This window comes from Pseudomonas sp. GB2N2, assembly GCF_054897705.1.
Window position 1 is genome coordinate 4,645,316 of record NZ_CM142701.1, and the last position, 22,186, is coordinate 4,667,501.

Sequence of the window (22,186 nt, forward strand, 5' to 3'; positions counted from 1 at the left end):
CCGCCATTGTCACGATCCTGAACTATTCTCTAAGTCCGAACCCTGACAACCACAAAAGAAGGTTTCCATGACTCAATACACACAATCCCTTAAAGCCCTGATGCTGGCAGCTGCCCTGTCCTTGCCGGCAATGGCCTTCGCGGCCGAGCCTGCGATGATGAAAGACGGTGTGATGGTCGACCACAAGGGCATGACCCTTTATACGTTCGACAAGGACACGGGCGGCAAGTCAGTGTGTACCGGCCAGTGCGCAGAAAACTGGCCGCCGCTGAAAGCTGAAGCGGGCGCCAAGGACGATGGCAAGTGGACGGTCGTCAAGCGTGACGACGGCACGATGCAATGGGCCTACATGGGCAAACCGTTGTACTACTTCATGAAGGACAAGAAAGCGGGTGAAAAGGAAGGCGACAACATAAAGGAAGTCTGGCACGTCATCACCAACAACGGGCCGAAAATGTAAACATTCTTCCGATCTACCTGTGGGCGCGAGCCTGCTCGCGATGGACGTTAACGTTAACGCTGGGCGCCTGACACTCCGAGGCGTTCTTGAGTCCATCGCGAGCAGGCTCGCTCCTGCAATTTTATGTGTGGTTCAGCGAAGTGCGTAATCCAGCACAATCCCGACGAAAATCGCCAACCCGGCCCAGTGGTTGTGCAAAAACGCCTTGAAGCAGCGCATCCGGTCCTTGCCTCGGGTGTACCAGAACTCCCACGCAAAACAGCCTGCCGCTGCCAGCAGCCCCAAGTGGAACCAGCCACCGAGCTCGAATTTCGACCCGGCCAGCAGCAGGCAACCCAACGCCAACCCCTGCAGCGTCAGGATGATCACCCGGTCCGCTTCGCCAAACAGAATCGCCGTGGATTTCACGCCGATCTTCAAATCGTCGTCGCGATCAGTCATCGCGTAATACGTGTCATAGCCCACCGTCCACAACAGGTTGGCAATCCACAGCAACCACGCCGCCGCCGGCAGTTCACCGGTCTCGGCGGTGAACGCCATCGGCATGCCCCAGGAAAACGCCGCGCCCAGCACCACTTGCGGGTAATAGGTGTAGCGCTTCATGAACGGGTAACTGAACGCCAGCGCCAGCCCGCCGAACGACAGCCACACCGTCGCCGCGTTGGTGCACAGCACCAGCAGGAAACTCACGCCCATCAGCAGCGCGAAAAACACCAAGGCTTCCTTGGAACTGATTTTGCCGCTCACCAGTGGCCGCTGCTCGGTACGCTTCACATGACCGTCGACTTTGCGATCCGCCCAGTCATTGATCACGCAACCGCCGGCGCGGGTCAGGACCACGCCGAGGACGAAAATCACCACGTTGGCCAGCGACGGCGAACCTTTGCCGGCAATCCACAGCGCCCACAGCGTCGGCCACAGCAGCAGGTAAATGCCGATCGGCTTGTCCATGCGTGTCAATTGAATGAAATCCCAGGCCCGTGGGTTCATGCGATTCAGGGACTTGAGCAGGCTCTGGTACATCAGCAGTTCTCCGGATGGGCGAGGGCGGCGCTCCACAGGGTCGGCAAAAATATTTCGGCTACCAGCACGCTCAAGGCGCCCCGGTCGAAGCGCGAGCGACGGCCCCATAAGCCGGGTGCTCTGGATTCCAGCGGCAGCCATTCCTGAGGATAGTGACAAACCTCAATGGCGCGACGCTGAAACGCCTGGTCGCAGAAAAGCAGTTCGCCCAGCGAGCGGCTGCCCAACTCGTCCATGTGCAAGCCATCGCCCTGCAGCGCGCTGCGGGACGCCACGCTGCGGGCAAACACCCAGGCCTCGCCGTGGCCACGCAGGTACACCTCGCGCACCCAGCCTTCACTGCCCTCGGCAAGGTCCAGCGCCGCACATTCGTCCGTGCGCAGCGCTTGCCAGCCTTCGAACAGCGGCGTGACACTGAAACCGTCATTCGACAGGCGGATCAGCCGACGGGTCAGCGAACCTTCGTCGAACAACCAGTCGAGAGTAGGGGCGTCGGGGAGGGGCGCGAGTTGGCTTTGAGCAAGCCAAAATGGGGGTTTTGAGTGCGGCACAGTGAGTCATTATTGGCAGCAAATGAGGCGGCGAGCTTACCATGTCGGTCGGCGATTTTGAGTGATCCGCCGTGCCATTGCGTCGAACAGGCTTGCATCTGCCGGGCTCGATCAGTACAAAACGCCCTGAGCCGTACGGCGACGTTTTAACCATAAACCGTTTCATCAACCGTTCGCGCCGGCAAACGCCTGAATCCTGAGGAAGTAACTGAATGAAAAAGTGGCAATGTGTGGTCTGCGGCCTGATCTACAACGAAGCCGACGGCTGGCCGGACGACGGCATTGCGCCGGGCACGCTGTGGCAAGACGTGCCGGAAGATTGGCTGTGCCCGGACTGCGGCGTCGGCAAGATGGATTTTGAAATGATCGAAATCAACTAAGACTGTAAGCATTAAAGAGGAGTAAGGAATGAACGCACCTGTCGTGATCGTCGGCACCGGCCTGGCTGGCTACAACCTCGCCCGGGAGTTTCGCAAGCTCGATAGCGAAACCCCGCTGCTGCTGATTACCGCCGATGACGGGCGCTCCTACTCCAAGCCGATGCTCTCCACCGGTTTCGGCAAAAACAAAAACGCCGACGGCCTGAGCATGGCCGAACCCGGCGCCATGGCCGACACCCTGAAGGCCGAAGTGCGCACCCACACGCGCATCAGCGGTATCGACCCTGGCCACAAGCGCCTGTGGATCGGCGAAGAATCGGTGAATTACCGGGACCTGATCCTGGCGTGGGGCGCTGAAACCGTGCGGGTACCCATTGAAGGCGACGCCGCGGACGCGGTGTTCCCGATCAACGACCTCGAAGACTACGCACGCTTCCGTGCCTTTGCCGAAGGCAAACGCCGGGTGTTGATGCTGGGTGTCGGCCTGATCGGCTGTGAATTCGCCAACGACCTGATCCTGGGCGGGCTTGATGTGCAACTGGTTGCACCGTGCGAGCAGGTCATGCCGACCCTGCTGCATCCGGCCGCCGCCACTGCATTGCAGGCCGGGCTGGAAGGCCTCGGCGCGCGGTTCCACCTCGGGCCGGTGCTCAACCGTCTGCAGCGTGTGGCAGATGGATTGGAAGCGCATCTTTCCGACGGGCAAGTCATCCCGTGCGACGTTGTGGTGTCAGCCATCGGCCTGCGTCCGCGTATCGACCTGGCAGCGGCGGCGGGTGTGCAGGTCAATCGCGGCGTCGTCGTCGACCGCCACCTGAAAACCTCGCACGCCAACATCTACGCCCTGGGCGACTGCGCCGAAGTCGATGGGCTGAATCTGTTGTATGTGATGCCCCTCATGACGTGTGCGAGAGCGCTGGCACAAACCCTCGCCGGCAATCCGACGGCGGTGAGCTACGGCGCGATGCCGATCACCGTCAAAACGCCGGTCTGCCCGCTAGTGGTATCCCCGCCGCCACGGGGTCTGGACGGCGTCTGGACCGTTGAAGGGCAGGGCGCGGACATCAAGGTTTTATGCCGCGACAGCGCCGGAAAACTCCTCGGTTATGCCCTGACAGGCACGGCGGTGATGGAAAAACTCGCGCTGAACAAAGAGCTTCCGCCACTGCTGGCGTAAATACCGGTCGTTCTGTCGGAATAACCCCTCTTTTGCCCCCACAAACGTCGCGCCGAGACTGGCGCGGCTCTTCTGTGCGTGCCATTCTCACTCCCGTCTGCCGCAGAGTAGAGCACCTGCGGCGCTTTTGGCGCTGTTCCAACGAGAACAGCACGGACATAACAACAAAAAACCGTCAAAGGGGCTTCACTAATGCGCAAACCAGACCTCGCCGCCGCCATCGCGGAAAAAGCAGATCTCACCAAAGAACAGGCGAACCGCGTCCTCAACGCCGTTCTCGAAGAAATCACCGGCGCCCTGCACCGCAAGGACAGCGTGACACTGGTCGGCTTCGGCACCTTCCTGCAACGCCACCGCGGCGCCCGCACCGGCAAAAACCCGCAAACCGGTGAGCCTGTGAAAATCAAGGCCAGCAACACCGTTGCATTCAAGCCAGGCAAATCGTTGAAAGACAGCGTCAACCCGTAATCAGTATTCCCGACCCGCCTCGCGGGAGCGCGGAATAAAAAATGGGCACGCCAACTGAGTTGGGTGCCCATTTTTTGTGCCCGCTCAAGCCACAACACTATCCCTGTAGCAGATGGCGAAGCCTGCGTTCGGCTGCTACAAGGTGTGCGGTGAGGCTGTCAGCTGGTGACCGGGGTCCGCCAGTCATCGGAACCCGACGTACCGGATACTTCGTGGGTCCAGGTGATTTTGCGGTAGGTGAATTGCACTTCTTCCAGATGGGTGAAGTGGGAGTTCGACGGGTCCTGGCAGTTATGCATTTTGTTGTTGATGGCAACGATGACCGCGTCTTCCAGTTTGGTGGTGTAGTAGTGCTCCTGAGTACCTTGAGCGGAGGTACGGAACCACTGGATAACGATCTCGCTCATGCGCTCGCCGGAAGTCAGCGCCGCTTGCAGCAGCGGCGAAGCCTTGTCGTAAACCTTGGTAATCACCACGGGTTTGTGAATGCGCTGGCCGGTGGGCTGACCGGATTGCGGGTCACGCGGGATGATCACGTCGTGCGCGAAAGCCTGAACCATGACCTGATCTTCATGACCTTCCTGGTAGGTGTTGCCAATGGAATCGGCGGTGAAGGCGCCGGCTGTGATCAATCCCTGTTTTTCGCCAGTGACGGACATATACGCGGGTGTAGCCATGGGTGTGCTCCTTGCCGGTGGTTGAATGCCTCAATGGCAGTAGGTGAACATTAGCGGCGCAGAAAGGTATTTCAAGATCAACAGACCGAACCAGACGCGTCCTACGCGTGTTCCGGAAACAGGGAAGATAACTGTGTTGGTTTTTGTGCTCTCAACTGTTTGGTAATTGCCCTGGCGAGAAAAACCCCGATGGGAGGAACACACCATCGGGGTTATTTATTGCTTGGTGGAGTTAACCGACTTGGTTTTCTTGCCTGGCGAAAATCGCCGCCATTTCCGGTTCATCCAGATGATCCAGCGCGCGCTCTACCAGCAAATGCACGCCGTCGGCCATGCGGCTGAGCGCCAGGGCTTTTGAGCGGCGTGAGCCGTCCACATCGTCGGCGAGGTCGGCGGCGATGGCGCTGATGGACAGCAGGTCTTCCGAGGCGTTGGCAAGCAGGGCTTCGGTGTTGATGCCCGGGCAGACGCTGAAGAGTTGGCCGTTGCGTTTTGCTGGTTTGGGTTCTGCGGGCGGGAAGTGATGGTCGAGGGCACGCTCGGCGGCTTCGTTGAGTTTGTTTGAATCGGGGCTTTCGTATGGGGAGACTGGATCGGCGTCTGGCGGGTTGGGCGTTACCTTGAACATGGTGACTTTCCTATATATAGGGCCGTGACCATCTCGCGACTAAACGAAAGGGAGGCGGCTGTGCGCAAGTTAGTCGACCGGTAACGTCACCAAACCCGGCGCGCCCGAGGGCGCCATGCGCACAGCCACCATCAAGTGCAGGCGAACACCTGACTGGATGACACTTGTGCAACCGTAGATGACTAGCCGAGCGACTAAACCCGATCACTGATGGGCAGTGACAGGAACCAAGCTACCGACCGATCCCAAAGCGCACAAGCCGGCCGATTCTGGCGTAGCCGTAGGCAACGACGCAAGGTGTTGTAGCTTGCGAGAGGTAACCTTGAGGCGTTTTAAACGCACGCTATTAAATGGCGTTTAATCATCGGGAATGTAGGCATTTCTTACCAACTGCCGTACGGAATTCCGAACTTCTCTATGTAACTCCTGGATGTTTCAGACAAGGGTCGATGCTTGCCACCGGATTTTCCTTCGTAGGGGCCCCTTGGGTTGATGGTTCCTTCAACCCTAAGAATTTCAATAGCCTCCAGGCAGGCACCACCAAGCCAGACTTTTGCAATACCGCCTGGCGCCAAACCAATTCCGATGTTGTCACGGGATTCGGTGATCCATTCGGCACCGAAGCTACAAAACGCCTTTTCAGGTTTGCGCATAATTTCTCGTGCGGATTCAGGGATAACAATATAGGCCTCATAGGTTTGCGGTTCCGCCAGCGATTGCCAGCGCACGTAGATCGAACGAGGCAGATCCGCACCCGTGACATACCGGCCCTTACCCGCGCCATTACTGCTGACCCACCCTCTGGCAATACCCCGACTATTCGGTGGCTTTGGCACAGAAGCGATACCACCTCCCGCCCCTCGGAATACCCTCTCTTGGATATCCACCACGTCAGCAGTTTCAATCCAGACCTCCATATAAGCCGGCGCTGAAAAACCCAGGAACCAGGGTAATTTTGTCTCCGATTGCGCGAAGCTTGGCGAGCTGAAAGCCAGCAGCAATCCAGCCAACAGGCCGGTGCATATCTTGATTGGCTTGGCCGGTTTGATGATTGGCAAGGCCGCGAGGTAGTCGTTACCAAGAGCCATAAGGAATGCCGAACTGTTCTATGTAAGTTCTGGACGTTTCGGATAAGGGCCGATGCTTGCCACCAGATTTGCCTTCATAAGGACCCCTTGGGTTTTTGGTTCCTTCTACTCGACCTATCTCGACCGCCTGCAAGCAAGGGCCGCCCAACCAGACCTTGGCAATACCGCCCGGCGCCAGACCAATGCCAATATCATCGCGGTAGTCGGTAATCCATTTACCGTCCGCTCTACAAAATGCTTTTTCAGGTTTGCGCATGATCTCCCGCGCTGATTCGGGAATGACGATATAAGCCTCATAGGTTTGTGGTTCTGCCAACGACTGCCAGCGCACGTAAATCAGACGAGGTAGGTCCGCGCCAATGACGTCGCGACCGGCACCTCGGCCGGGATTTTTAGGCCAGCCAGAGGGCTCTCCCTTGTTGTGTTTTGGTGTCAGTACCGATGCGATCCCAGAGCCAGCACGACGAAAAACATGTTCACGGATATCCACAACGTCCGCTGTCTCAATCCAGACTTCCATGTAATCCGGCGCTCCGAAGCCGAGAGACCATGGCTCGTCATGCCCTGATTGCGCAAAACTTTGTACGTTTGCGGTCAGTAGCAAACCTAAAAGTAGACTGGCGCTTATTTTTTTAGAGTGCAGGAGGTTACTCATGTGGGTGCACCACACGTTTGCCGCCATTGGCAGGCCGGTTGATAAAGATGATGCTCATGTCGCTGCTGTCAAAGCCTCTGGCTGCGTTCCAGCTAGCGGAAATGTGGATGTAGCGACTGCGCAGCAATGCTCGTTCCTGGAGGGTTAAACCCTCAACTGCTGTCTCGCCAAGGGCATAGGCTTGCAACTTTTTGTGGATGGGTACCAAGTCGTCAGGCAGGGCTAGTTTTGGGTCGTTGGCATCAATGATGTCTAACGGGACATCGTGCCTGACCGCCAGCTCGCGCATGATTCGTAAATACACGAGCGACAGTTCGCCTCGCACCGGGCGTTCAATCGAGGCAGCTGCGAAAACCTTCTTCTGTGATTCGATCCTGGTCCTGGCGGGCCCTTTTGAGTAAGGCAGTCGCCTTTCCCAATACGCCACTTTGATTTTGTTACGCGGCCCCTCGACGTCGATGACGCCTTTTCCATACCAGGCGAATGCCTCTTTTTCGGCGGAAAGGTAAGCGGTACTTCGGGTTGCCGCCATGCTCTCGTCTACTGTGCTGGTTGCAGGTTTACCTAACAGGAGTTTTTCATGGGCAATTGGCAGATAACCGCCGCCAAGGTCTGAGTGCACACCGGGTAAAACCAGGTCCTTATCACCCAGGCTGTTGAGGGCGAAATTTTCGCGGGCTTCGTCTCGCGCGACCAGGTGCACTATTTTTTCAGCACAGCCGTCGGGGAGCCTGAGATTGACTCCTGGGTTTCTATCGTTGGCGACCGTAAAATCGAAAAAACCAGGCTTGGCAATGGCTGCAACGGTATCGAACAGGCCGATAAAATTGATGGAAACCCCGGCTTTTATGCGCCAGTTAAAGCTACGTGAAAAGATCGTTGACGTAGCGGGGAGTGCCAGCGCTAAAACGCTTTTCTCACCGTTAAGCACTTCGTTCGCGAAATGCCGGGCCGCTGCGGCTCCTCGACTAAAACCAAAAATGTCGAACTCGATTTTTTCGATAACTACGTTTGGGTTTCCCTCTTGGAACAACCGTATTTGCTCCAGGATTTTTGCAGGAGTCTGTTCAACGCGGGCAACTACGCCAGTTTCGCCCCTACCTGTGATAAGCCCGTGGTACGAATCTTCACCGTTGCTTTTTGTACCGATGCCTTCCACATAGATGCGCAAAAAGGCTTTTTCCTCGTCCGCGGGAATAGGTTTGGATGAGTGATCTGCATACAGGTCATAAAGCCTCGCAATATTGCTCACATCATTCCCATAACTATTATCCGGCGAGCTCCCATCGCCGTCGTACCCATAAATCGCGCAATATTTTTGTACTTCTTCGGCCGCCTCCGCCAGGTTCGCGTCTGGTGCATAACACGCGGCCACCGTCTCACTGTTGTTTTTATTGTTGCCCGTGCCATCAAAAAACACCCCGATGCGCAACGTAATCCCTGCCTCTTCAACTTCCTCCTCCTCTTCCTCCAGCTCATCCGCTTCCAATGGCGAAGGCTCAGATGCGACGGCTACCAACACACCCGTGGCGGCCCCCTGCAACAACCTGTGCACAGGCGTACCCGGCATTGGAGCCCCCCCGACATCAATCGCGCTACTGCTAAAAATGCCATCGGCGCTAACCACGATGTGCTCGCCGCCGACCTTCACGGAAATGCTTTCACCCGCGCTAATCACCAAGTGTGTACCTGCCTTGATGTGCACGTGCTGACCGGCTTCGATAACCAGCGTTTCGTCAGATCTTGTGTGGCTCTCGCCCGAGACATGCAGGTAGTCATTGCCGCTGATCTGGATTTTTCGATCCGACTTGATAGTGAGGTGCTCCTCAGATCCCAGCACCGTAATACGGTCGCCCTTGATGGTTGCTCGACTCTCATTCCCCACTTCCAGCCGGCTGTCGTTTCCAACCTTCTGCTCCATATCCCGCTGAGCACGCAGGTGGACCAACTCATCGCCAGCGCGATCGTCCATCGACAGTTCGTTGTAGCCACCCGTTGTGGGGGAGCTGTGGGTGCGAAGCACAGTTTTGGTTTTGTTTTCGGGCAATGGGTAGGCCGGTGGCGTGACCTTGTTGATCAGGCAGCCCGTGATCAACGGATTATCGGGATTGCCTTCGAGGTAGGTGACGAGGACCTCCATCCCAATCCGGGGAATGATCACCGTGCCAAAGTTGTCCCCCGCCCAGCTGGACGCTACTCGCAACCAGCAACTGCTGTTTTCGCTGTTGCGTTCAGACCGGTCCCAGTGAAACTTGACTTTGACGCGGCCGTATTCGTCGCAGTAAATCTCCTCACCGACGGGACCGGTGACGCGGGCAGTCTGGCAATTCAGCAGGGGTCTGGTTGCAGGCATTGGGGGCCGATAAAACACATCCCAGGGAATCGCACTGAAGCTGTTGCGATAGCCCTGCACAAAGCCGTCCTCGGGTTTGGTCGTGCTGGTGGCGAACTCTTCGAGCACTTGAGGCTGCTTTCCAAAGTGGCTCACGCTTAGCAACAGCCACAGGTCGTTGTGCGCTTCGTGTGGGTAGTCCGTCAGACCGAAAAAGTGCCCGCTGCGCAGTGTGGGCTGGTCGCTTTTCCCTTCCGCCACCTGATAATCGGATCGGTGTCGTTCCAGTGCTTGGCGGGCAAGTTCTTCGCCGCGTTTTTTGCTATCGAAGAACAGGGGATAGCGGTAGTCCTCGAGCTTGGGGCCGAATTCTGCTGTAAAGCGACTTTCCAGCAACGCGCTCGGTCGTTTCAGGTCGAAGTCACGGCGGGTGACGACGCTGGGACGGGTGTTGAACCCCATGGAAAAATGGCTGACGACAGGGTGCTCAGCCACCATGCCGGCGTCTTGCTGATACGGAGTTTCTCCCAGTTTGGGGAAGTAGGTCTGGGCATCGGTAAACACCAGCATATGCCCTTGCGAAGAATGCTGGTGATGCCACGAAATGCCGTCCTCGGCGCAAAGCCGCTGGACAAACTCCAAATCATTTTCCCGGTACTGAGTGCAATATTCACGCGGGGGATTTGCTTTGACGTGGAAGGTGAATGTATCGGCGTGAATGCCGTGGGTTTTGAGGACCTGAGCGATGATCTGCGGCACCGTCTGATTCTGAAAAATGCGCTGGTCCTGACTGAATTGCAGGTAATACAGCGCCGGCACCAAGTTAACGTGATAGCGGGTCAGGCGTTTGCCAGGATCACCTTCGGACACACCGTCTATGTACCCGTGAATTCCTTCACCGTTGAGGCCGAATCGCAGAAATGCAGGTTGGTGGAGAAAGCTTTCCAGGTCGAGGTAGGGATATTCACTGACCAGATCGACATTGATTGAGTACAACGCGCTGATGGTTTCAGTGCCTTCAAAAGCCAGAACCTTAAAATCGTTGCGAACGTTGGGGATGGTTAAAGTGAATTGAGGGGCGATGGCGGGTGCGAGCATGCGCTTGTCCTTTTGCTTTTTTGCCCATCCTTGAGCTGAGAGATAAAAAAGTTACGACGCACTTGTTCTGGTCTGAGCGAGTCGCAAGAATCCGAAAAGCTATCAGCGCGCGGGTAGGAGTGATGTAAGACGCGTCTCGAAGCAGTGTCAGAAACTTCCTGCCGTTACCGAATGTTGCTCGCAGAGCACGTCGAGAGTCAGCCAGTTAAGACGTTCGGGTGGTGCAACTTTGAACGGTCACCAATGGTTTTCTATCCAGCCAAAAAGTCCAGTAGTGCAAGCACGACAGCCGAGCCAAAGCATGTGTCGAAAAAACGCCGGTCAGGTGAACGAAGCATGTAATGCGTTGATGTAGGAAAAATTTCGAGGCTCGGTAAGAAAAAGCTCGTTGAATATCCAAAGTTTCATTGTGGAACTTTGTTTTAAATTCAGCGTGGCCATCACATTCACAGCATTTTTCTCATTGTCTGCTGCCCCTTGACGATTTATTCATTAATGGCAGCAACATTTAGGAATGGTCCTACATTTTTATTTTTATTTTTTTGCCATGCTGCGCGCCTGCCAAAAGGGAGCAATCGGCAATGAGCGCGCCATTCATTCGGTTTAAAGACTGTTACTGCTCTATCTCGAAGGTTTCAGGTCGTTGGGTAGAGCGCTGAATTATTAAATTGACGTCAGGAATCCCCCGGATGGCGATCTCCCAGGGTAGATAAACGCACTTCATTACTGTTCAGTCGATTGCTTGCCAGTGGCCACCATCGTTAGTGCGTGGCGCCCACTTTTAAAGAGCATGTTCTCAATTGGATGAGACTTTTCGTAGCTATTTGTTCCTGTCCGCCGGCGTTGGAACTCCAATGGACGTACAACCGTAATCCAAACTAAAGGCCATGGATGTCGTACTCAAACAAACTTTCTGCTCATTACCTTGAGCTCGCAAAAGTCTCTGTTTCCAAAGAGAGTTTCGCGGGTGAGGACGTTCGTTTTTCGAGCGATTATGAGGCATTGGAAAGCGAGCTGGCCAAAGCCTCGTCCATGCACGAAAGCGGTCAGATCGACTGGCTGAAAATCCGTGAAACCAGTGAAAACCTGCTGCGCACCCAGTCCAAGGATTTGCGTGTTGGCGCCTGGCTGACCTGGGCTTTGTACCAGCGCGAATCCTTTCAAGGGCTGCTCGCCGGCCTCGGTCTGCTGCACTACCTGTGCGAAAAACACTGGGCCGAAGTCCACCCGAACAAGGCCCGCACCCGCGCTGCGGCGATCAGTTGGCTGTTGACGCGACTTGAGCAAGTGCTCACCGATAACGTTGCCATCAAAGATCAGCTGCCGATGTTCCGCCGTTTGGTGGAACACCTGGAGGGCCTCGACGCCGCTTGCACCGATCACCTGGGTGACGATGCGCCGCTGCTGCTGCCGATCTCCCGCCGTTTGAAAAACCGCGTGCAACGCGCCGCCGACAACCAGCCGGAACCCGGTGTGGTCGGTGCCGCCGTGGCTCAGGTCAAGCAAGTCGCCACGCAATTGCTCACGCCGATCGCGCCGATCGACAACGAAAAAGAAGCTCACAAAGCCCTGCGCGCCCAGCAGGAAAGCGCGCGTCCGTTGTGTGCCTGGTGGCTCAAGCAGAAGGCCACCGACCTGCGCGCCTTGCGCCTCAATCGAGCGTTGCTGTGGTTGCCCATCGACGCCGTCCCGGAACGCAACGCCGAGCAGATCACCGCGTTGCGTGGCTTGCCGGCGGACAAACTCAAGGCCTGTCAGGATCGTTACGACCAAGGCAAATACGCCGACCTGCTGGTGGAGCTGGAGGCGAGTCTGGCGAAGGCGCCGTTCTGGTTCGATGGCCAGCGAATGGTCTGGGAATGCCTCCAGGCGCTTAACGCGGAAATGGCGATGCACGAGGTGGAAATCCACTTCGCGCTTTTGGTTCAGCGCCTGCCCGGTGTCGTCGAATTGCGTTTCCACGACGGCGCGCCGTTCGCCGATCCGGCCACCCGTGCCTGGATCAGCGCCCACGTCATGCCGCACCTGCAAAGCGCCAGTGCGCCGCGCAAGGTTGAAGTCGCCGACAGCCAGCCTTCCTGGGAACTGGCCCTCGAAGAAGTCCTGCCCATTTTGCGCAAGGACGGCCTCAAGGCTGCCGTGCAAATCCTCAAGCAGGGCCTGCAAAGTGCCCAGGGCGGACGCGTTCGGTTCTCCTGGCAGTTCGCCCTCGCGCGGCTGTGTTTTCTGGCCAAGAAGTACGAACTGGCCAAGACCCAACTCGAAACCCTCGACCAGACATTACAGGACTCAGGCCTGCACGCCTGGGAGCCCGATCTTGCGCTGGAAGTGCTGCATTTACTGCATGGCTGCTACGAGTTGCTGCCGCAGAACCATGCCGTCCGTGAACGCAAGGAAGAGATTTATCGCAGGCTGTGCCACCTCGATCTTGAAGTGGTACTCGAATAGGCCCCAGGGCCGCAACCGCAAGGAGAAATGCCATGGCCAAAGAAGGCTCGGTAGCCCCCAAGGAACGCATCAACGTCACTTTCAAGCCTGCCACCGGTGGTGCCCGGGAAGAGATCGAGCTGCCGTTGAAACTACTGGCAATCGGTGACTACACCCACCGCAAGGACGAACGCAAAGTCGAAGATCGCAAGCCGATCAGCATCGACAAAGTGACCTTCGACGAGGTACTGGCCAAGCAGGGTTTGCAGCTGACGTTGAGCGTACCGAACCGTCTTCAGGAGGAAGGTGGCACTGAAGAACTGGCCGTGAAACTGCGCATCAATTCGATGAAGGACTTCAACCCGGCCAGCCTGGTCGTGCAAGTGCCAGAGCTGAAAAAACTGATGGAACTGCGCGACGCGCTGGTGGCCCTCAAAGGCCCGCTGGGTAACACACCTGCGTTCCGCAAAGCCATCGAAGGCGTACTCGCCGACGACGAATCCCGCGGTCGCGTAATGGGTGAGCTGGGCTTGAACGCCACCGCCCAGGACGCTTGAGTCTCCATCAGCCAAGGAAGCCAACATGAGCACGAGTGCAGCGCAGCAAAAGAGTAAAGAGAATGGCGACTACAGCCTTCTCGACAGCATCATCGCCGAAACCCGCCTGACCCCGAACGACGAAGCCTACGACATCGCCAAGCGCGGTGTGTCGGCCTTCATCGAAGAGCTGCTCAAGCCGCAGAACAGCGGTGAGCCGGTCAAGAAAGCCATGGTTGACCGCATGATCGCCGAGATCGATGCCAAGCTCAGCCGTCAGATGGACGAAATTCTTCACCACCCTGATTTCCAGTCCCTGGAATCGTCGTGGCGCGGCCTTCAGTTGCTGGTCGAACGCACCAATTTTCGCGAAAACATCAAGATCGAAATCCTCAACGTCTCCAAAGAAGACCTGCTGGACGACTTCGAAGATTCGGCAGAAGTGATGCAGGCTGGCTTGTACAAGCACATCTACACGGCTGAATACGGCCAGTTCGGTGGTCAGCCGGTGGGCGCGATCATCGCCAACTACTTCATGTCTCCAAGCTCGCCGGACGTGAAACTGATGCAGTACGTGTCCAGCGTCGCCTGCATGTCCCACGCGCCGTTCATTGCGGCGGCCGGACCAAAATTCTTCGGCCTGGAAAGCTTCACCGGCCTGCCGGACCTGAAGGATCTGAAAGATCATTTCGAAGGCCCGCACTTCGCCAAATGGCAGAGCTTCCGCCAGTCGGAAGACGCCCGTTACGTGGGTCTGACCGTGCCGCGTTTCCTGTTGCGTAACCCGTACGACCCGGAAGAAAACCCGGTCAAATCATTCGTGTACAAAGAGACTGTCGCCCACAGCCACGAGCACTACCTGTGGGGCAACACGGCCTACGCGTTCGGTACCAGGCTGACCGACAGCTTCGCCAAATTCCGCTGGTGTCCGAACATCATCGGACCGCAGAGCGGTGGCGCGGTGGAAGATCTGCCGTTGCACCACTTCGAAAGCATGGGCGAAATCGAAACCAAGATTCCTACGGAAGTTCTGGTCAGCGACCGTCGGGAATACGAGCTGGCCGAGGAAGGCTTCATCTCCCTGACCATGCGCAAGGGCTCCGACAACGCGGCGTTCTTCTCCGCGAGCTCGGTGCAGAAGCCGAAGTTCTTCGGCATCAGCGCAGAAAACAAGACGGCAGAGCTGAACTACAAGCTCGGCACCCAGCTGCCGTACATGATGATCGTCAACCGCCTGGCCCATTACTTGAAAGTGCTGCAGCGCGAGCAGCTCGGTTCGTGGAAAGAACGCACCGACCTTGAGCTGGAACTGAACAAGTGGATTCGTCAGTACGTGGCCGACCAGGAAAACCCGAGCGCCGAAGTCCGTGGCCGTCGTCCGCTGCGCGCTGCCGAGATCATCGTCAGCGATGTCGAAGGCGAGCCTGGCTGGTACCGCGTCAGCCTGAACGTGCGCCCGCACTTCAAGTACATGGGTGCCGATTTCACCCTGTCGCTGGTTGGCAAGCTGGACAAAGAGTAAGCGGAGCCCAACTCATGACTGGATACGGCAGCCTTTTGGAACGCCTGGGTGGCGACGCGGACAAACGCGTCGGCTGGAGCCGCGAGGCGTGCGCCAAGGCGTCCGTGGCTGCCCATCTGGCCAAGATGCTCAGCACCCGTGCGGGCAGCGTGCAAACGCTGTCCGACTACGGGCTGCCCGATCTCAATGACATGCGCCTGAGCCTGCACGACTCCCTGAGTCAGGCCCGCCTGGCCATCGAAAGCTTCATCGAAGCCTACGAACCGCGCCTCAGCAACGTGCATGTCATCTCCCTGCCGCGTGAACACGATCAGCTTCGTCTGTCCTTCAGCATCGAAGGGCTGCTGGAAGTGGATGGTTTCAAGCGCCAGGTCAGTTTCGCGGCGCGCCTGGATGGCCGCGGGCAAGTCAACGTCAGCTGACCCAATACAGGTATTGCGCGTGTCCTTTAACCACTACTACCAAAGCGAACTCACCGCACTTCGCCAGTTAGGTCGTCGATTTGCCGAGCGAAGTCCGGCGTTGGCGCCTTTTCTCGGGCAGGCCGGGCGGGATCCGGACGTGGAGCGGTTGCTGGAGGGTTTTGCGTTCCTGACCGGTCGCCTGCGCCAAAAACTCGATGACGAACTGCCGGAACTCAGCCATTCCCTGATGCACCTGCTGTGGCCCAACTACATGCGCCCGTTGCCGGCGTTCAGCATTTTGCAGTTCGACCCACTGAAGCGTTCGGGTCCTGCGTTGCGGGTCGAGCGCGATACGCATGTCGAGAGCAAGCCGATCGATGACGTACGTTGCCGCTTTCGCACGTGCTATCCGACCGAAGTCTTGCCGCTGGAGATGACCGCGCTGAATTACTCGGTGAAGGGCGACGGTTCGCTGTTGAGCCTGCGACTGGAGATGAGCGCTGAAGGTCACCTCGGCGAGCTGGAGTTGAGCTGCCTGCGTCTGCACTTCGCCGGCGAGCGCTACATCAGCCAGATGCTGTACCTCAACCTGTTGCGCAATCTGCAAGGCATCGAATTAATCCCGCTGGACGGCGCCGGCAAGCCCATCAACGGCGCCAACGGAACACCGATGGCGTTCAAGATGCCTGGCGACCGCGTGCAGCCGGTGGGGTTTGCCGAAGAAGAAGCGTTGATCCCGTATCCGCTGAACACCTTCCGTGGCTATCGCTACTTGCAGGAATATTTCGCCTTTCAGGACAAGTTCCTCTTCGCCGATATCAACGGTCTGGACCTGCTCAAAGCGCTGCCGGAAGACACGCTCAAGCAAATACGTGGCCTCGAATTGCGCTTCGATATTCGCAAGAGCGGCATCCTGCGCATGCGTCCGACCCTGGACAACGTGAAGCTCTACTGCACGCCCATCGTCAACCTGTTCAAGCACGACGCACTGCCGATCCGCCTCGACGGCAAACAGGACGAATACCTGCTGCTGCCCGCCGAATTCGATCTGCAAAACTGCGGTGTGTTTTCAGTGGAAACCGTGACCGGCTGGAAACCTGGCGGCCTCGGTTATCAGGAATACGTGCCGTTCGAATCCTTCGAGCACGACCGGAGTTTCGACGTGCCCAACAGCCGTCCGCACTACAGCATTCGTCAGCGTTCGTCCTCGCTGCACGACGGCCTCGACACTTATCTGAGCTTTGACATCCGCCACACCGAAGCCCACGAAACCCTGTCGATCGAGCTGATGTGCACCAACCAGAACCTGCCGCGCAAGCTCAAGCTCGGCGACATCTGCATGGCCAGCGAACACACGCCGGAGTTCCTGAGTTTCCGCAACATCACCCCGGCCACGTCGAGCTTCGCGCCGCCGCTGAACCGCGACTTCCTGTGGAAGCTGATCAGCAACATGTCGCTTAACTATTTGTCCCTGGCCGACGTCAACGCGTTGAAGGTGATTCTCGAAACCTACGACCTGCCGCGCTACTACGACCAGCACGCAGAAAAAGTCAGCAAGCGTCTGCTCGGCGGACTGAAGGCGATCAAGCATCAACACGTTGATCGGTTGCACCGAGGGCTACCGGTTCGCGGGTTGCGCACCGAGCTGACCATCGACCCGGAAGGCTACATCGGCGAGGGCGACCTGTTCATTTTCGCCTCGGTTCTCAACGAGTTTTTTGCGCTTTACGCCAGCCTCAATTCGTACCACGAGCTGCGGGTAAAAAGTACACAAGGAGAGGTGTACCAATGGACGCCACGTATGGGCCTGCAGCCGCTGCTTTAAGCGGGCTGACCCAGGGAATACGCGAGTACTCGCTTTTTCAGGCCGTGCTGCTGGTGGTTGACCGGCTGCGCGATGCACACCCGCACCTGAGCGAAGACGACCTGTACGATCAGCTGGAATTCCAGGCCAACCCGAGCCTGGGTTTTCCGGGCAGCGACGTCGATCGCGTGGAGTTTTTCCACGAGCACGGGCAGATGCGCGCGCGCCTGCGCTTCAACCTGATCGGCCTGGTCGGTTCCGGTTCGCCGCTGCCGGCGTTCTACGGCGAACAGGCGTTGGGCGACAGCGAAGACGGCAACCCAACGCGTAATTTCCTCGACCTGTTTCACCATCGCCTGCAACGGCTGATGCTGCCGATCTGGCGCAAATACCGCTATCGCGCCAGTTTCCAGAACGGCGCCCTCGACCCGTTTTCGGCGCAGCTGTTTGCCTTGATCGGCCTCGGTGGCGAAGAGATCCGCAAGGCTCAGGAACTGAACTGGAAACGCCTGCTGCCATACCTTGGATTGCTCAGCTTGCGCGCGCACTCGGCGGCGCTGATCGAAGCGGTGCTGCGCTACTACTTCAAGCACGCCGAACTGACCATCGAGCAGTGCATCGAGCGGCGCGTGGAAATTCTCGACGAGCAGCGCAATCGTCTGGGTCGCGCCAACAGCCTGCTCGGCGAAGACCTGGTGCTGGGCGAGTACGTGCGCGATCGCAGCGGCAAATTCCGCATCCACATCCGCGAGCTCGACTGGCAACGCTTTCACGAATTCCTGCCGATCGGTGTTGGCTATCAGCCGCTGTGTGCGCTGGTGCGCTTCACCCTGCGCGACCCGCTCGACTACGACATTCGCCTGGTACTGCGCCAGAAAGAAATCCGCGAACTGCGCATCGGCGAGCAGAACGCCTGTCGCCTGGGATGGACCAGTTGGCTGGGCCGAGAAAAAGCGGACGGCGTGGTGACCCTCGGCAGCAAAATTCATTAAGGACAGATGACCCATGATCAACGTAGACCTGCAACAACTTATCCAGGCGCTGGACGCCGAAACCCGTCGTGATCTGGAAAGTTCTGCCGAGCGTTGCGTCGCCCGTGGCGGCAGCAAAATCCTCGTCGAAGACTTGCTGCTGGGCCTGCTGGAGCGCCCGCAAGGCCTGCTCGCACGCGCGCTGCAAGACGCCGAAGTGGATGCCGGTGAACTGAGCGCCGCGTTGCAGTCACGAGTCGAGCACAGTGCGTCGCGCAACCCGGTGTTCGCCCCGGAACTGGTGCAGTGGTTGCAAGATGCGTTGCTGGCGGCCAACCTTGAACTGGGCCAGAGTCAGGTCGAGCAGGCCGCGTTGATCCTCGCGCTGCTGCGCAACCCGTTGCGCTACGCCGGCAGCCGCTACCAGGCTTTGCTGGCCAGGCTGAACATCGAGCGCCTGAAAGAATTCGCCCTGTCGCAGAAAGAACAACCGGCCACCGGCAAACCGGCCTTTCCCGGCGAACCGCTGCTGCAGCGTTTCACCCACAACCTGACCCAGCAGGCCCGCGACGGCACACTCGATCCGGTGCTGTGCCGTGATGGCGCGATCCGGCAGATGGTCGACATCCTCGCCCGTCGCCGCAAGAACAACCCGATTGTGGTCGGTGAAGCCGGCGTCGGTAAAACCGCAATCGTCGAAGGTCTGGCTTCGCGCATCGCCGCCGGTGAAGTGCCGCAGGTGTTGAAAGGCGTGGAGTTGCTGTCGCTGGACATGGGTTTGTTGCAGGCCGGCGCGAGTGTCAAAGGTGAATTCGAACGTCGCCTCAAAGGCGTGATCGACGAAGTCAAAGCCTCGCCGAAACCGATCATCCTGTTCATCGACGAAGCGCACACGCTGATCGGCGCGGGCGGTAATACCGGTGGTTCCGACGCGGCCAACCTGCTCAAACCAGCCTTGGCTCGTGGCGAGTTGCGCACCATCGCTGCCACCACGTGGGCCGAGTACAAGAAGTACTTTGAAAAAGACCCGGCGCTGGCCCGCCGCTTCCAACCGGTGCAACTGCACGAGCCGACCGTCAGCGAAGCGGTGACCATCCTCCGCGGTCTGGCTCAGGTGTATGAGAAGAGCCACGGCATCTACCTGCGCGATGACGCGGTGGTGGCGGCGGCGCAACTGTCCGCGCGATACCTCGCCGGTCGTCAGCTGCCGGACAAGGCCGTCGATGTACTGGACACCGCCTGTGCCCGCGTGCGCATCAGCCTCGCCGCTGCACCCGAAAGCCTGGAGCGCCTGCGTGGCGAACTGGCTGAGGGTGGCCGCCAGCGTCAGGCGTTGCGCCGCGATGCCGAAGCCGGGTTGCTGATCGATCACGAAGCGCTGGACGCTTTGGAAGATCGTCTGGCGGCTGCCGAAGTTGAAAGGGTCGCGTTGGAAACGCTGTGGACCGAGCAGAAAGAACTGGCCGAGCGCTTGCTGGATCTGCGTCAGCAACTCGCCAAGGCGCGCGAAGCTGCTGCCGTCTTGGACGAGGCGCAAAGCGTCGCGTCGCTGGAAGCTGCACTCAACGAAACCCACAAAGCCCTGACCGATGCACAAGTCAAAGAACGCCTGGTCAGCTTCGAAGTCTGCCCGCGTCTGGTGGCTGAAGTGATCAGCGCCTGGACCGGTGTGCCGCTGGCGCAACTGGCCCGTGAACACAACGCCAAGGTCGCCAGCTTCGCCACCGACCTGCGCACCCGCATCCGTGGTCAGGAACAAGCCGTGCACGCGCTGGCCCGTTCGATGCGCGCCACCGCTGCCGGTCTGAACAAACCGGACGCTCCGGTCGGCGTGTTTCTGCTGGTCGGTCCGAGCGGCGTCGGCAAGACCGAGACCGCGCTGGCACTGGCCGACTTGCTCTACGGCGGCGATCGCTTCATCACCACCATCAACATGTCTGAATTCCAGGAGAAGCACACCGTGTCGCGTTTAATCGGTGCGCCGCCGGGCTACGTCGGTTACGGCGAGGGCGGCATGCTCACCGAAGCGGTGCGCCAGAAGCCGTACTCCGTCGTGCTGCTCGATGAAGTCGAAAAGGCCGATCCGGACGTGCTCAACCTGTTCTACCAAATCTTCGACAAGGGCGTGGCCAACGATGGCGAAGGACGTGAGATCGACTTTCGCAACACACTGATCCTGATGACCTCGAACCTGGGCAGCGAGCGTATCAGCGAACTCTGCGAAAACGGCGCGCGACCGAGCGCCGAAGTGCTCGAAGAAACCATCCGCCCGGTGCTCAGCAAGCACTTCAAACCGGCGCTGCTGGCGCGGATGCGCGTGGTGCCTTATTACCCGGTCGGCGGCCCGGTGCTGCGCGAGCTGATCGAAATCAAACTGGGCCGTTTGGGCGAGCGCCTGAACCGTCGTCAGCTGCATTTCAGCTACTCGCAAGACCTCGTCGATCACCTCGCCGAACGTTGCACTCAAGGCGACAGCGGTGCGCGCCTGGTCGACCATTTGCTTGACCTTCACGTGCTGCCGTTGGTGGCCGACCGCTTGTTGGATGCGATGGCGACCGGTGAAAACCTCAAGCGCGTGCACGTAACGCTCGACGGCCACGCCAGCGTGACCCTGGAGATTCTCTGATGCCTGTTCGTCATTGGCACGCCGTCCTGCTGACCCTCGCCGTTCTATGCGGCCTCGGCGGCTGCAGCGGCAATTACAAATACAACGACAACACCTATCGCCCATTGGGTGATCCGCAGGCGGTCAATCGCGGCAAGTGACCGCAAGGAGTAGCACCATGGAACTGGTTTTCGAAATCCTCAGCACCAGGCAATTTGTGCCCACGGAACTGTGTCAGAAGACTTTCAATCAGGCCGGTGGCGTGATTGGCCGGGGCGAGGATTGCGACTGGATCATCCCGGACCGCAAACGTCACCTGTCCAATCACCACGCGGTGATCAGCTACCGCGACGGCACGTTTTTCCTGACCGATACCAGCAGCAACGGTATCCAGGACAGCAACAGCGGCGCGCGCCTGCGCAAGGGCGAAGCGATGCGCATCGAACACGGCAGCGTGTACGTGCTGGGGGATTTCGAGATCCGTGCGCGGCTGGTGCGCGATCCGGCGACCTTTGACGTTGAAGTCGGTCGTCCGCAACCCGCCGGTAGCATCATTCCGGACGACGCGTTTCTTGACCTCGATCCGCTGAACGCTCTTGATCAGCAAGAGCGCGTGTACTCGGAAATCGAAGAGCTGATCACTTCGAGCACCACGATCGAGGACACCCGTCAGCGCGCCGACTACGCGCGCATCGACATGGAAAACCTAATGGTCCCGGAGCTGATCGACGCCCCGGTCGAACCTGCGCCAGCGCCGCCGCAGAAAGCGATCGAGCGCCAGCGCGAGGGTTTCTGGGAGCACTTCGGTGCTGCGCTGGGCGTTGACCTCAAAGGCCTCGATCACGATGCCCGCGAGGCCCTGGCGCTGAACGCTGCGCGTCTGCTCAAGCAAAGCGTCAGTGGTTTGCAACAGAGCCTGCGCACCCGCAGCGAACTGAAAAACGAACTGCGGCTGGCCCAGACCACCGTGCAAGGCTCGCAAAAGAACCCGCTGAAATTCGCCGTCGATGCCAGTGAAGCGTTGGGCATATTGTTGCAACCAAACAAGCCGGGCCAGTTGCCGGCCGAGCAGTCGATCTCCCGCGCATTCCGCGATTTGCAGGCGCACCAGGTGGCATTGCTGACCGCGAGCCGAGCCGCCGTTCGGGGCACCCTGGAGCACTTCTCGCCGCAGCAATTGACCCTGCGTTTCGAGCGCGACAACAAGCCGTTGCTGGCCACGTCCGGCAGTCGCTGGAGAGCCTACGGTCGTTATCACCAGGCCCTGCGTCAGGACAACGACTGGAGCGAACGCCTGTTGGCTCGCGACTTTGCTCAGGCCTACGAAGAACAGATCCGCCTGATTTCCACCTTCCACACCGACCACCAAGGATGATGCGC

Annotated in this window: 20 protein-coding genes; 13 read left to right on the forward strand and 7 right to left on the reverse strand. The window is 58.6% G+C overall.

Going from position 1 to position 22,186, the window contains the following annotated elements:
- The first annotated feature begins 67 nt into the window (after positions 1-67).
- Complete coding sequence (locus ACYZT4_RS21455) at positions 68-460, forward strand: COG4315 family predicted lipoprotein (protein WP_461982856.1); 393 nt, start codon at positions 68-70, stop codon at positions 458-460.
- Between the two features lie 132 nt (positions 461-592).
- Here the strand turns inward: ACYZT4_RS21455 and ubiA are convergent, their stop codons facing one another.
- Both ubiA and ACYZT4_RS21465 read right to left on the reverse strand, forming a co-directional pair.
- Complete coding sequence (ubiA, locus tag ACYZT4_RS21460; RefSeq protein ID WP_461982857.1) at positions 593-1,483, reverse strand: 4-hydroxybenzoate octaprenyltransferase; 891 nt, start codon at positions 1,481-1,483, stop codon at positions 593-595.
- Positions 1,483-2,034 carry a chorismate--pyruvate lyase family protein gene (locus ACYZT4_RS21465; protein WP_461982858.1) on the reverse strand — a complete coding sequence of 184 codons (552 nt, stop codon included), beginning with the start codon at positions 2,032-2,034 and terminating at the stop codon, positions 1,483-1,485. Before ACYZT4_RS21465 ends, ubiA begins: the two co-directional genes overlap by 1 nt.
- A gap of 212 nt (positions 2,035-2,246) precedes the next feature.
- Here ACYZT4_RS21465 and ACYZT4_RS21470 point away from each other — a divergent pair, with 212 nt between their 5' ends.
- The 3 genes from ACYZT4_RS21470 (at position 2,247) to ACYZT4_RS21480 (ending at position 4,059) form a co-directional block, all read left to right on the forward strand.
- Positions 2,247-2,414, forward strand: coding sequence for a rubredoxin (locus ACYZT4_RS21470; protein WP_007954349.1), 168 nt, complete (start codon positions 2,247-2,249; stop codon positions 2,412-2,414).
- A 28-nt stretch (positions 2,415-2,442) separates the two neighbouring features.
- Positions 2,443-3,591, forward strand: coding sequence for an NAD(P)/FAD-dependent oxidoreductase (locus ACYZT4_RS21475; protein WP_461982859.1), 1,149 nt, complete (start codon positions 2,443-2,445; stop codon positions 3,589-3,591).
- A 192-nt stretch (positions 3,592-3,783) separates the two neighbouring features.
- Entirely contained in the window at positions 3,784-4,059 is a 276-nt protein-coding gene (locus ACYZT4_RS21480; RefSeq protein WP_003195589.1) for an HU family DNA-binding protein, read from the forward strand.
- Between the two features lie 158 nt (positions 4,060-4,217).
- Here the strand turns inward: ACYZT4_RS21480 and ACYZT4_RS21485 are convergent, their stop codons facing one another.
- From ACYZT4_RS21485 to tssI, 5 genes are all read right to left on the reverse strand, one after another.
- Positions 4,218-4,736, reverse strand: a complete 519-nt coding sequence (locus tag ACYZT4_RS21485; protein WP_461982860.1) for an Hcp family type VI secretion system effector — start codon at positions 4,734-4,736, stop codon at positions 4,218-4,220.
- Positions 4,737-4,968: 232 nt separating this feature from the next.
- The gene (locus ACYZT4_RS21490; protein WP_461982861.1) at positions 4,969-5,364 is read right to left on the reverse strand and encodes a DUF6124 family protein; all 396 of its coding nucleotides are present in this window, start codon (positions 5,362-5,364) and stop codon (positions 4,969-4,971) included.
- Positions 5,365-5,747: 383 nt separating this feature from the next.
- Complete coding sequence (locus tag ACYZT4_RS21495) at positions 5,748-6,452, reverse strand: DUF2931 family protein (RefSeq protein WP_461982862.1); 705 nt, start codon at positions 6,450-6,452, stop codon at positions 5,748-5,750.
- Positions 6,439-7,107 carry a DUF2931 family protein gene (locus ACYZT4_RS21500; RefSeq protein WP_461982863.1) on the reverse strand — a complete coding sequence of 223 codons (669 nt, stop codon included), beginning with the start codon at positions 7,105-7,107 and terminating at the stop codon, positions 6,439-6,441. Before ACYZT4_RS21500 ends, ACYZT4_RS21495 begins: the two co-directional genes overlap by 14 nt.
- Entirely contained in the window at positions 7,100-10,537 is a 3,438-nt protein-coding gene (tssI, locus tag ACYZT4_RS21505; protein ID WP_461982864.1) for a type VI secretion system tip protein TssI/VgrG, read from the reverse strand. Before tssI ends, ACYZT4_RS21500 begins: the two co-directional genes overlap by 8 nt.
- An 891-nt stretch (positions 10,538-11,428) precedes the next feature.
- Here tssI and tssA point away from each other — a divergent pair.
- From tssA to tagH, 9 genes are read left to right on the forward strand one after another with little or no spacing between them, the layout of a single operon-like run.
- A complete protein-coding gene (gene tssA, locus ACYZT4_RS21510; protein ID WP_461982865.1) occupies positions 11,429-12,985 on the forward strand; it encodes a type VI secretion system protein TssA in 1,557 nt (518 codons plus the stop codon).
- 32 nt (positions 12,986-13,017) lie between these two features.
- Positions 13,018-13,521, forward strand: coding sequence for a type VI secretion system contractile sheath small subunit (gene tssB / locus ACYZT4_RS21515; RefSeq protein ID WP_461982866.1), 504 nt, complete (start codon positions 13,018-13,020; stop codon positions 13,519-13,521).
- Between the two features lie 25 nt (positions 13,522-13,546).
- Complete coding sequence (gene tssC, locus ACYZT4_RS21520; protein WP_461982867.1) at positions 13,547-15,022, forward strand: type VI secretion system contractile sheath large subunit; 1,476 nt, start codon at positions 13,547-13,549, stop codon at positions 15,020-15,022.
- Positions 15,023-15,036: 14 nt separating this feature from the next.
- Complete coding sequence (gene tssE, locus ACYZT4_RS21525) at positions 15,037-15,444, forward strand: type VI secretion system baseplate subunit TssE (protein ID WP_461982868.1); 408 nt, start codon at positions 15,037-15,039, stop codon at positions 15,442-15,444.
- Positions 15,445-15,463: 19 nt separating this feature from the next.
- The gene (gene tssF, locus ACYZT4_RS21530; RefSeq protein WP_461982869.1) at positions 15,464-17,251 is read left to right on the forward strand and encodes a type VI secretion system baseplate subunit TssF; all 1,788 of its coding nucleotides are present in this window, start codon (positions 15,464-15,466) and stop codon (positions 17,249-17,251) included.
- A complete protein-coding gene (tssG, locus tag ACYZT4_RS21535; RefSeq protein WP_461982870.1) occupies positions 17,215-18,222 on the forward strand; it encodes a type VI secretion system baseplate subunit TssG in 1,008 nt (335 codons plus the stop codon). The genes tssF and tssG overlap by 37 nt, the downstream gene beginning before the upstream one ends.
- A 13-nt stretch (positions 18,223-18,235) precedes the next feature.
- The gene (tssH, locus tag ACYZT4_RS21540; protein ID WP_461982871.1) at positions 18,236-20,827 is read left to right on the forward strand and encodes a type VI secretion system ATPase TssH; all 2,592 of its coding nucleotides are present in this window, start codon (positions 18,236-18,238) and stop codon (positions 20,825-20,827) included.
- A complete protein-coding gene (locus ACYZT4_RS21545; protein WP_461982872.1) occupies positions 20,827-20,967 on the forward strand; it encodes a type VI secretion protein in 141 nt (46 codons plus the stop codon). Before tssH ends, ACYZT4_RS21545 begins: the two co-directional genes overlap by 1 nt.
- A gap of 17 nt (positions 20,968-20,984) precedes the next feature.
- Positions 20,985-22,181, forward strand: a complete 1,197-nt coding sequence (gene tagH / locus ACYZT4_RS21550; protein WP_461982873.1) for a type VI secretion system-associated FHA domain protein TagH — start codon at positions 20,985-20,987, stop codon at positions 22,179-22,181.
- The last annotated feature ends 5 nt before the right edge of the window (positions 22,182-22,186 follow it).

Bases quoted from the DNA above. Each gene is read 5' to 3' on its own strand.
- tssH (WP_461982871.1), top strand. From the start codon at position 18,236: ATGATCAACGTAGACCTGCAACAACTTATCCAGGCGCTGGACGCCGAA.
- tssE (WP_461982868.1), top strand. From the start codon at position 15,037: ATGACTGGATACGGCAGCCTTTTGGAACGCCTGGGTGGCGACGCGGAC.
- ACYZT4_RS21495 (WP_461982862.1), bottom strand. From the start codon at position 6,452: ATGGCTCTTGGTAACGACTACCTCGCGGCCTTGCCAATCATCAAACCG.
- tssA (WP_461982865.1), top strand. From the start codon at position 11,429: ATGTCGTACTCAAACAAACTTTCTGCTCATTACCTTGAGCTCGCAAAA.
- ACYZT4_RS21545 (WP_461982872.1), top strand. From the start codon at position 20,827: ATGCCTGTTCGTCATTGGCACGCCGTCCTGCTGACCCTCGCCGTTCTA.
- ACYZT4_RS21480 (WP_003195589.1), top strand. From the start codon at position 3,784: ATGCGCAAACCAGACCTCGCCGCCGCCATCGCGGAAAAAGCAGATCTC.
- ACYZT4_RS21475 (WP_461982859.1), top strand. From the start codon at position 2,443: ATGAACGCACCTGTCGTGATCGTCGGCACCGGCCTGGCTGGCTACAAC.
- ACYZT4_RS21500 (WP_461982863.1), bottom strand. From the start codon at position 7,107: ATGAGTAACCTCCTGCACTCTAAAAAAATAAGCGCCAGTCTACTTTTA.
- ACYZT4_RS21455 (WP_461982856.1), top strand. From the start codon at position 68: ATGACTCAATACACACAATCCCTTAAAGCCCTGATGCTGGCAGCTGCC.
- ACYZT4_RS21470 (WP_007954349.1), top strand. From the start codon at position 2,247: ATGAAAAAGTGGCAATGTGTGGTCTGCGGCCTGATCTACAACGAAGCC.
- ubiA (WP_461982857.1), bottom strand. From the start codon at position 1,483: ATGTACCAGAGCCTGCTCAAGTCCCTGAATCGCATGAACCCACGGGCC.
- ACYZT4_RS21490 (WP_461982861.1), bottom strand. From the start codon at position 5,364: ATGTTCAAGGTAACGCCCAACCCGCCAGACGCCGATCCAGTCTCCCCA.
- tagH (WP_461982873.1), top strand. From the start codon at position 20,985: ATGGAACTGGTTTTCGAAATCCTCAGCACCAGGCAATTTGTGCCCACG.
- tssG (WP_461982870.1), top strand. From the start codon at position 17,215: ATGGACGCCACGTATGGGCCTGCAGCCGCTGCTTTAAGCGGGCTGACC.
- tssC (WP_461982867.1), top strand. From the start codon at position 13,547: ATGAGCACGAGTGCAGCGCAGCAAAAGAGTAAAGAGAATGGCGACTAC.
- tssB (WP_461982866.1), top strand. From the start codon at position 13,018: ATGGCCAAAGAAGGCTCGGTAGCCCCCAAGGAACGCATCAACGTCACT.
- tssI (WP_461982864.1), bottom strand. From the start codon at position 10,537: ATGCTCGCACCCGCCATCGCCCCTCAATTCACTTTAACCATCCCCAAC.
- ACYZT4_RS21485 (WP_461982860.1), bottom strand. From the start codon at position 4,736: ATGGCTACACCCGCGTATATGTCCGTCACTGGCGAAAAACAGGGATTG.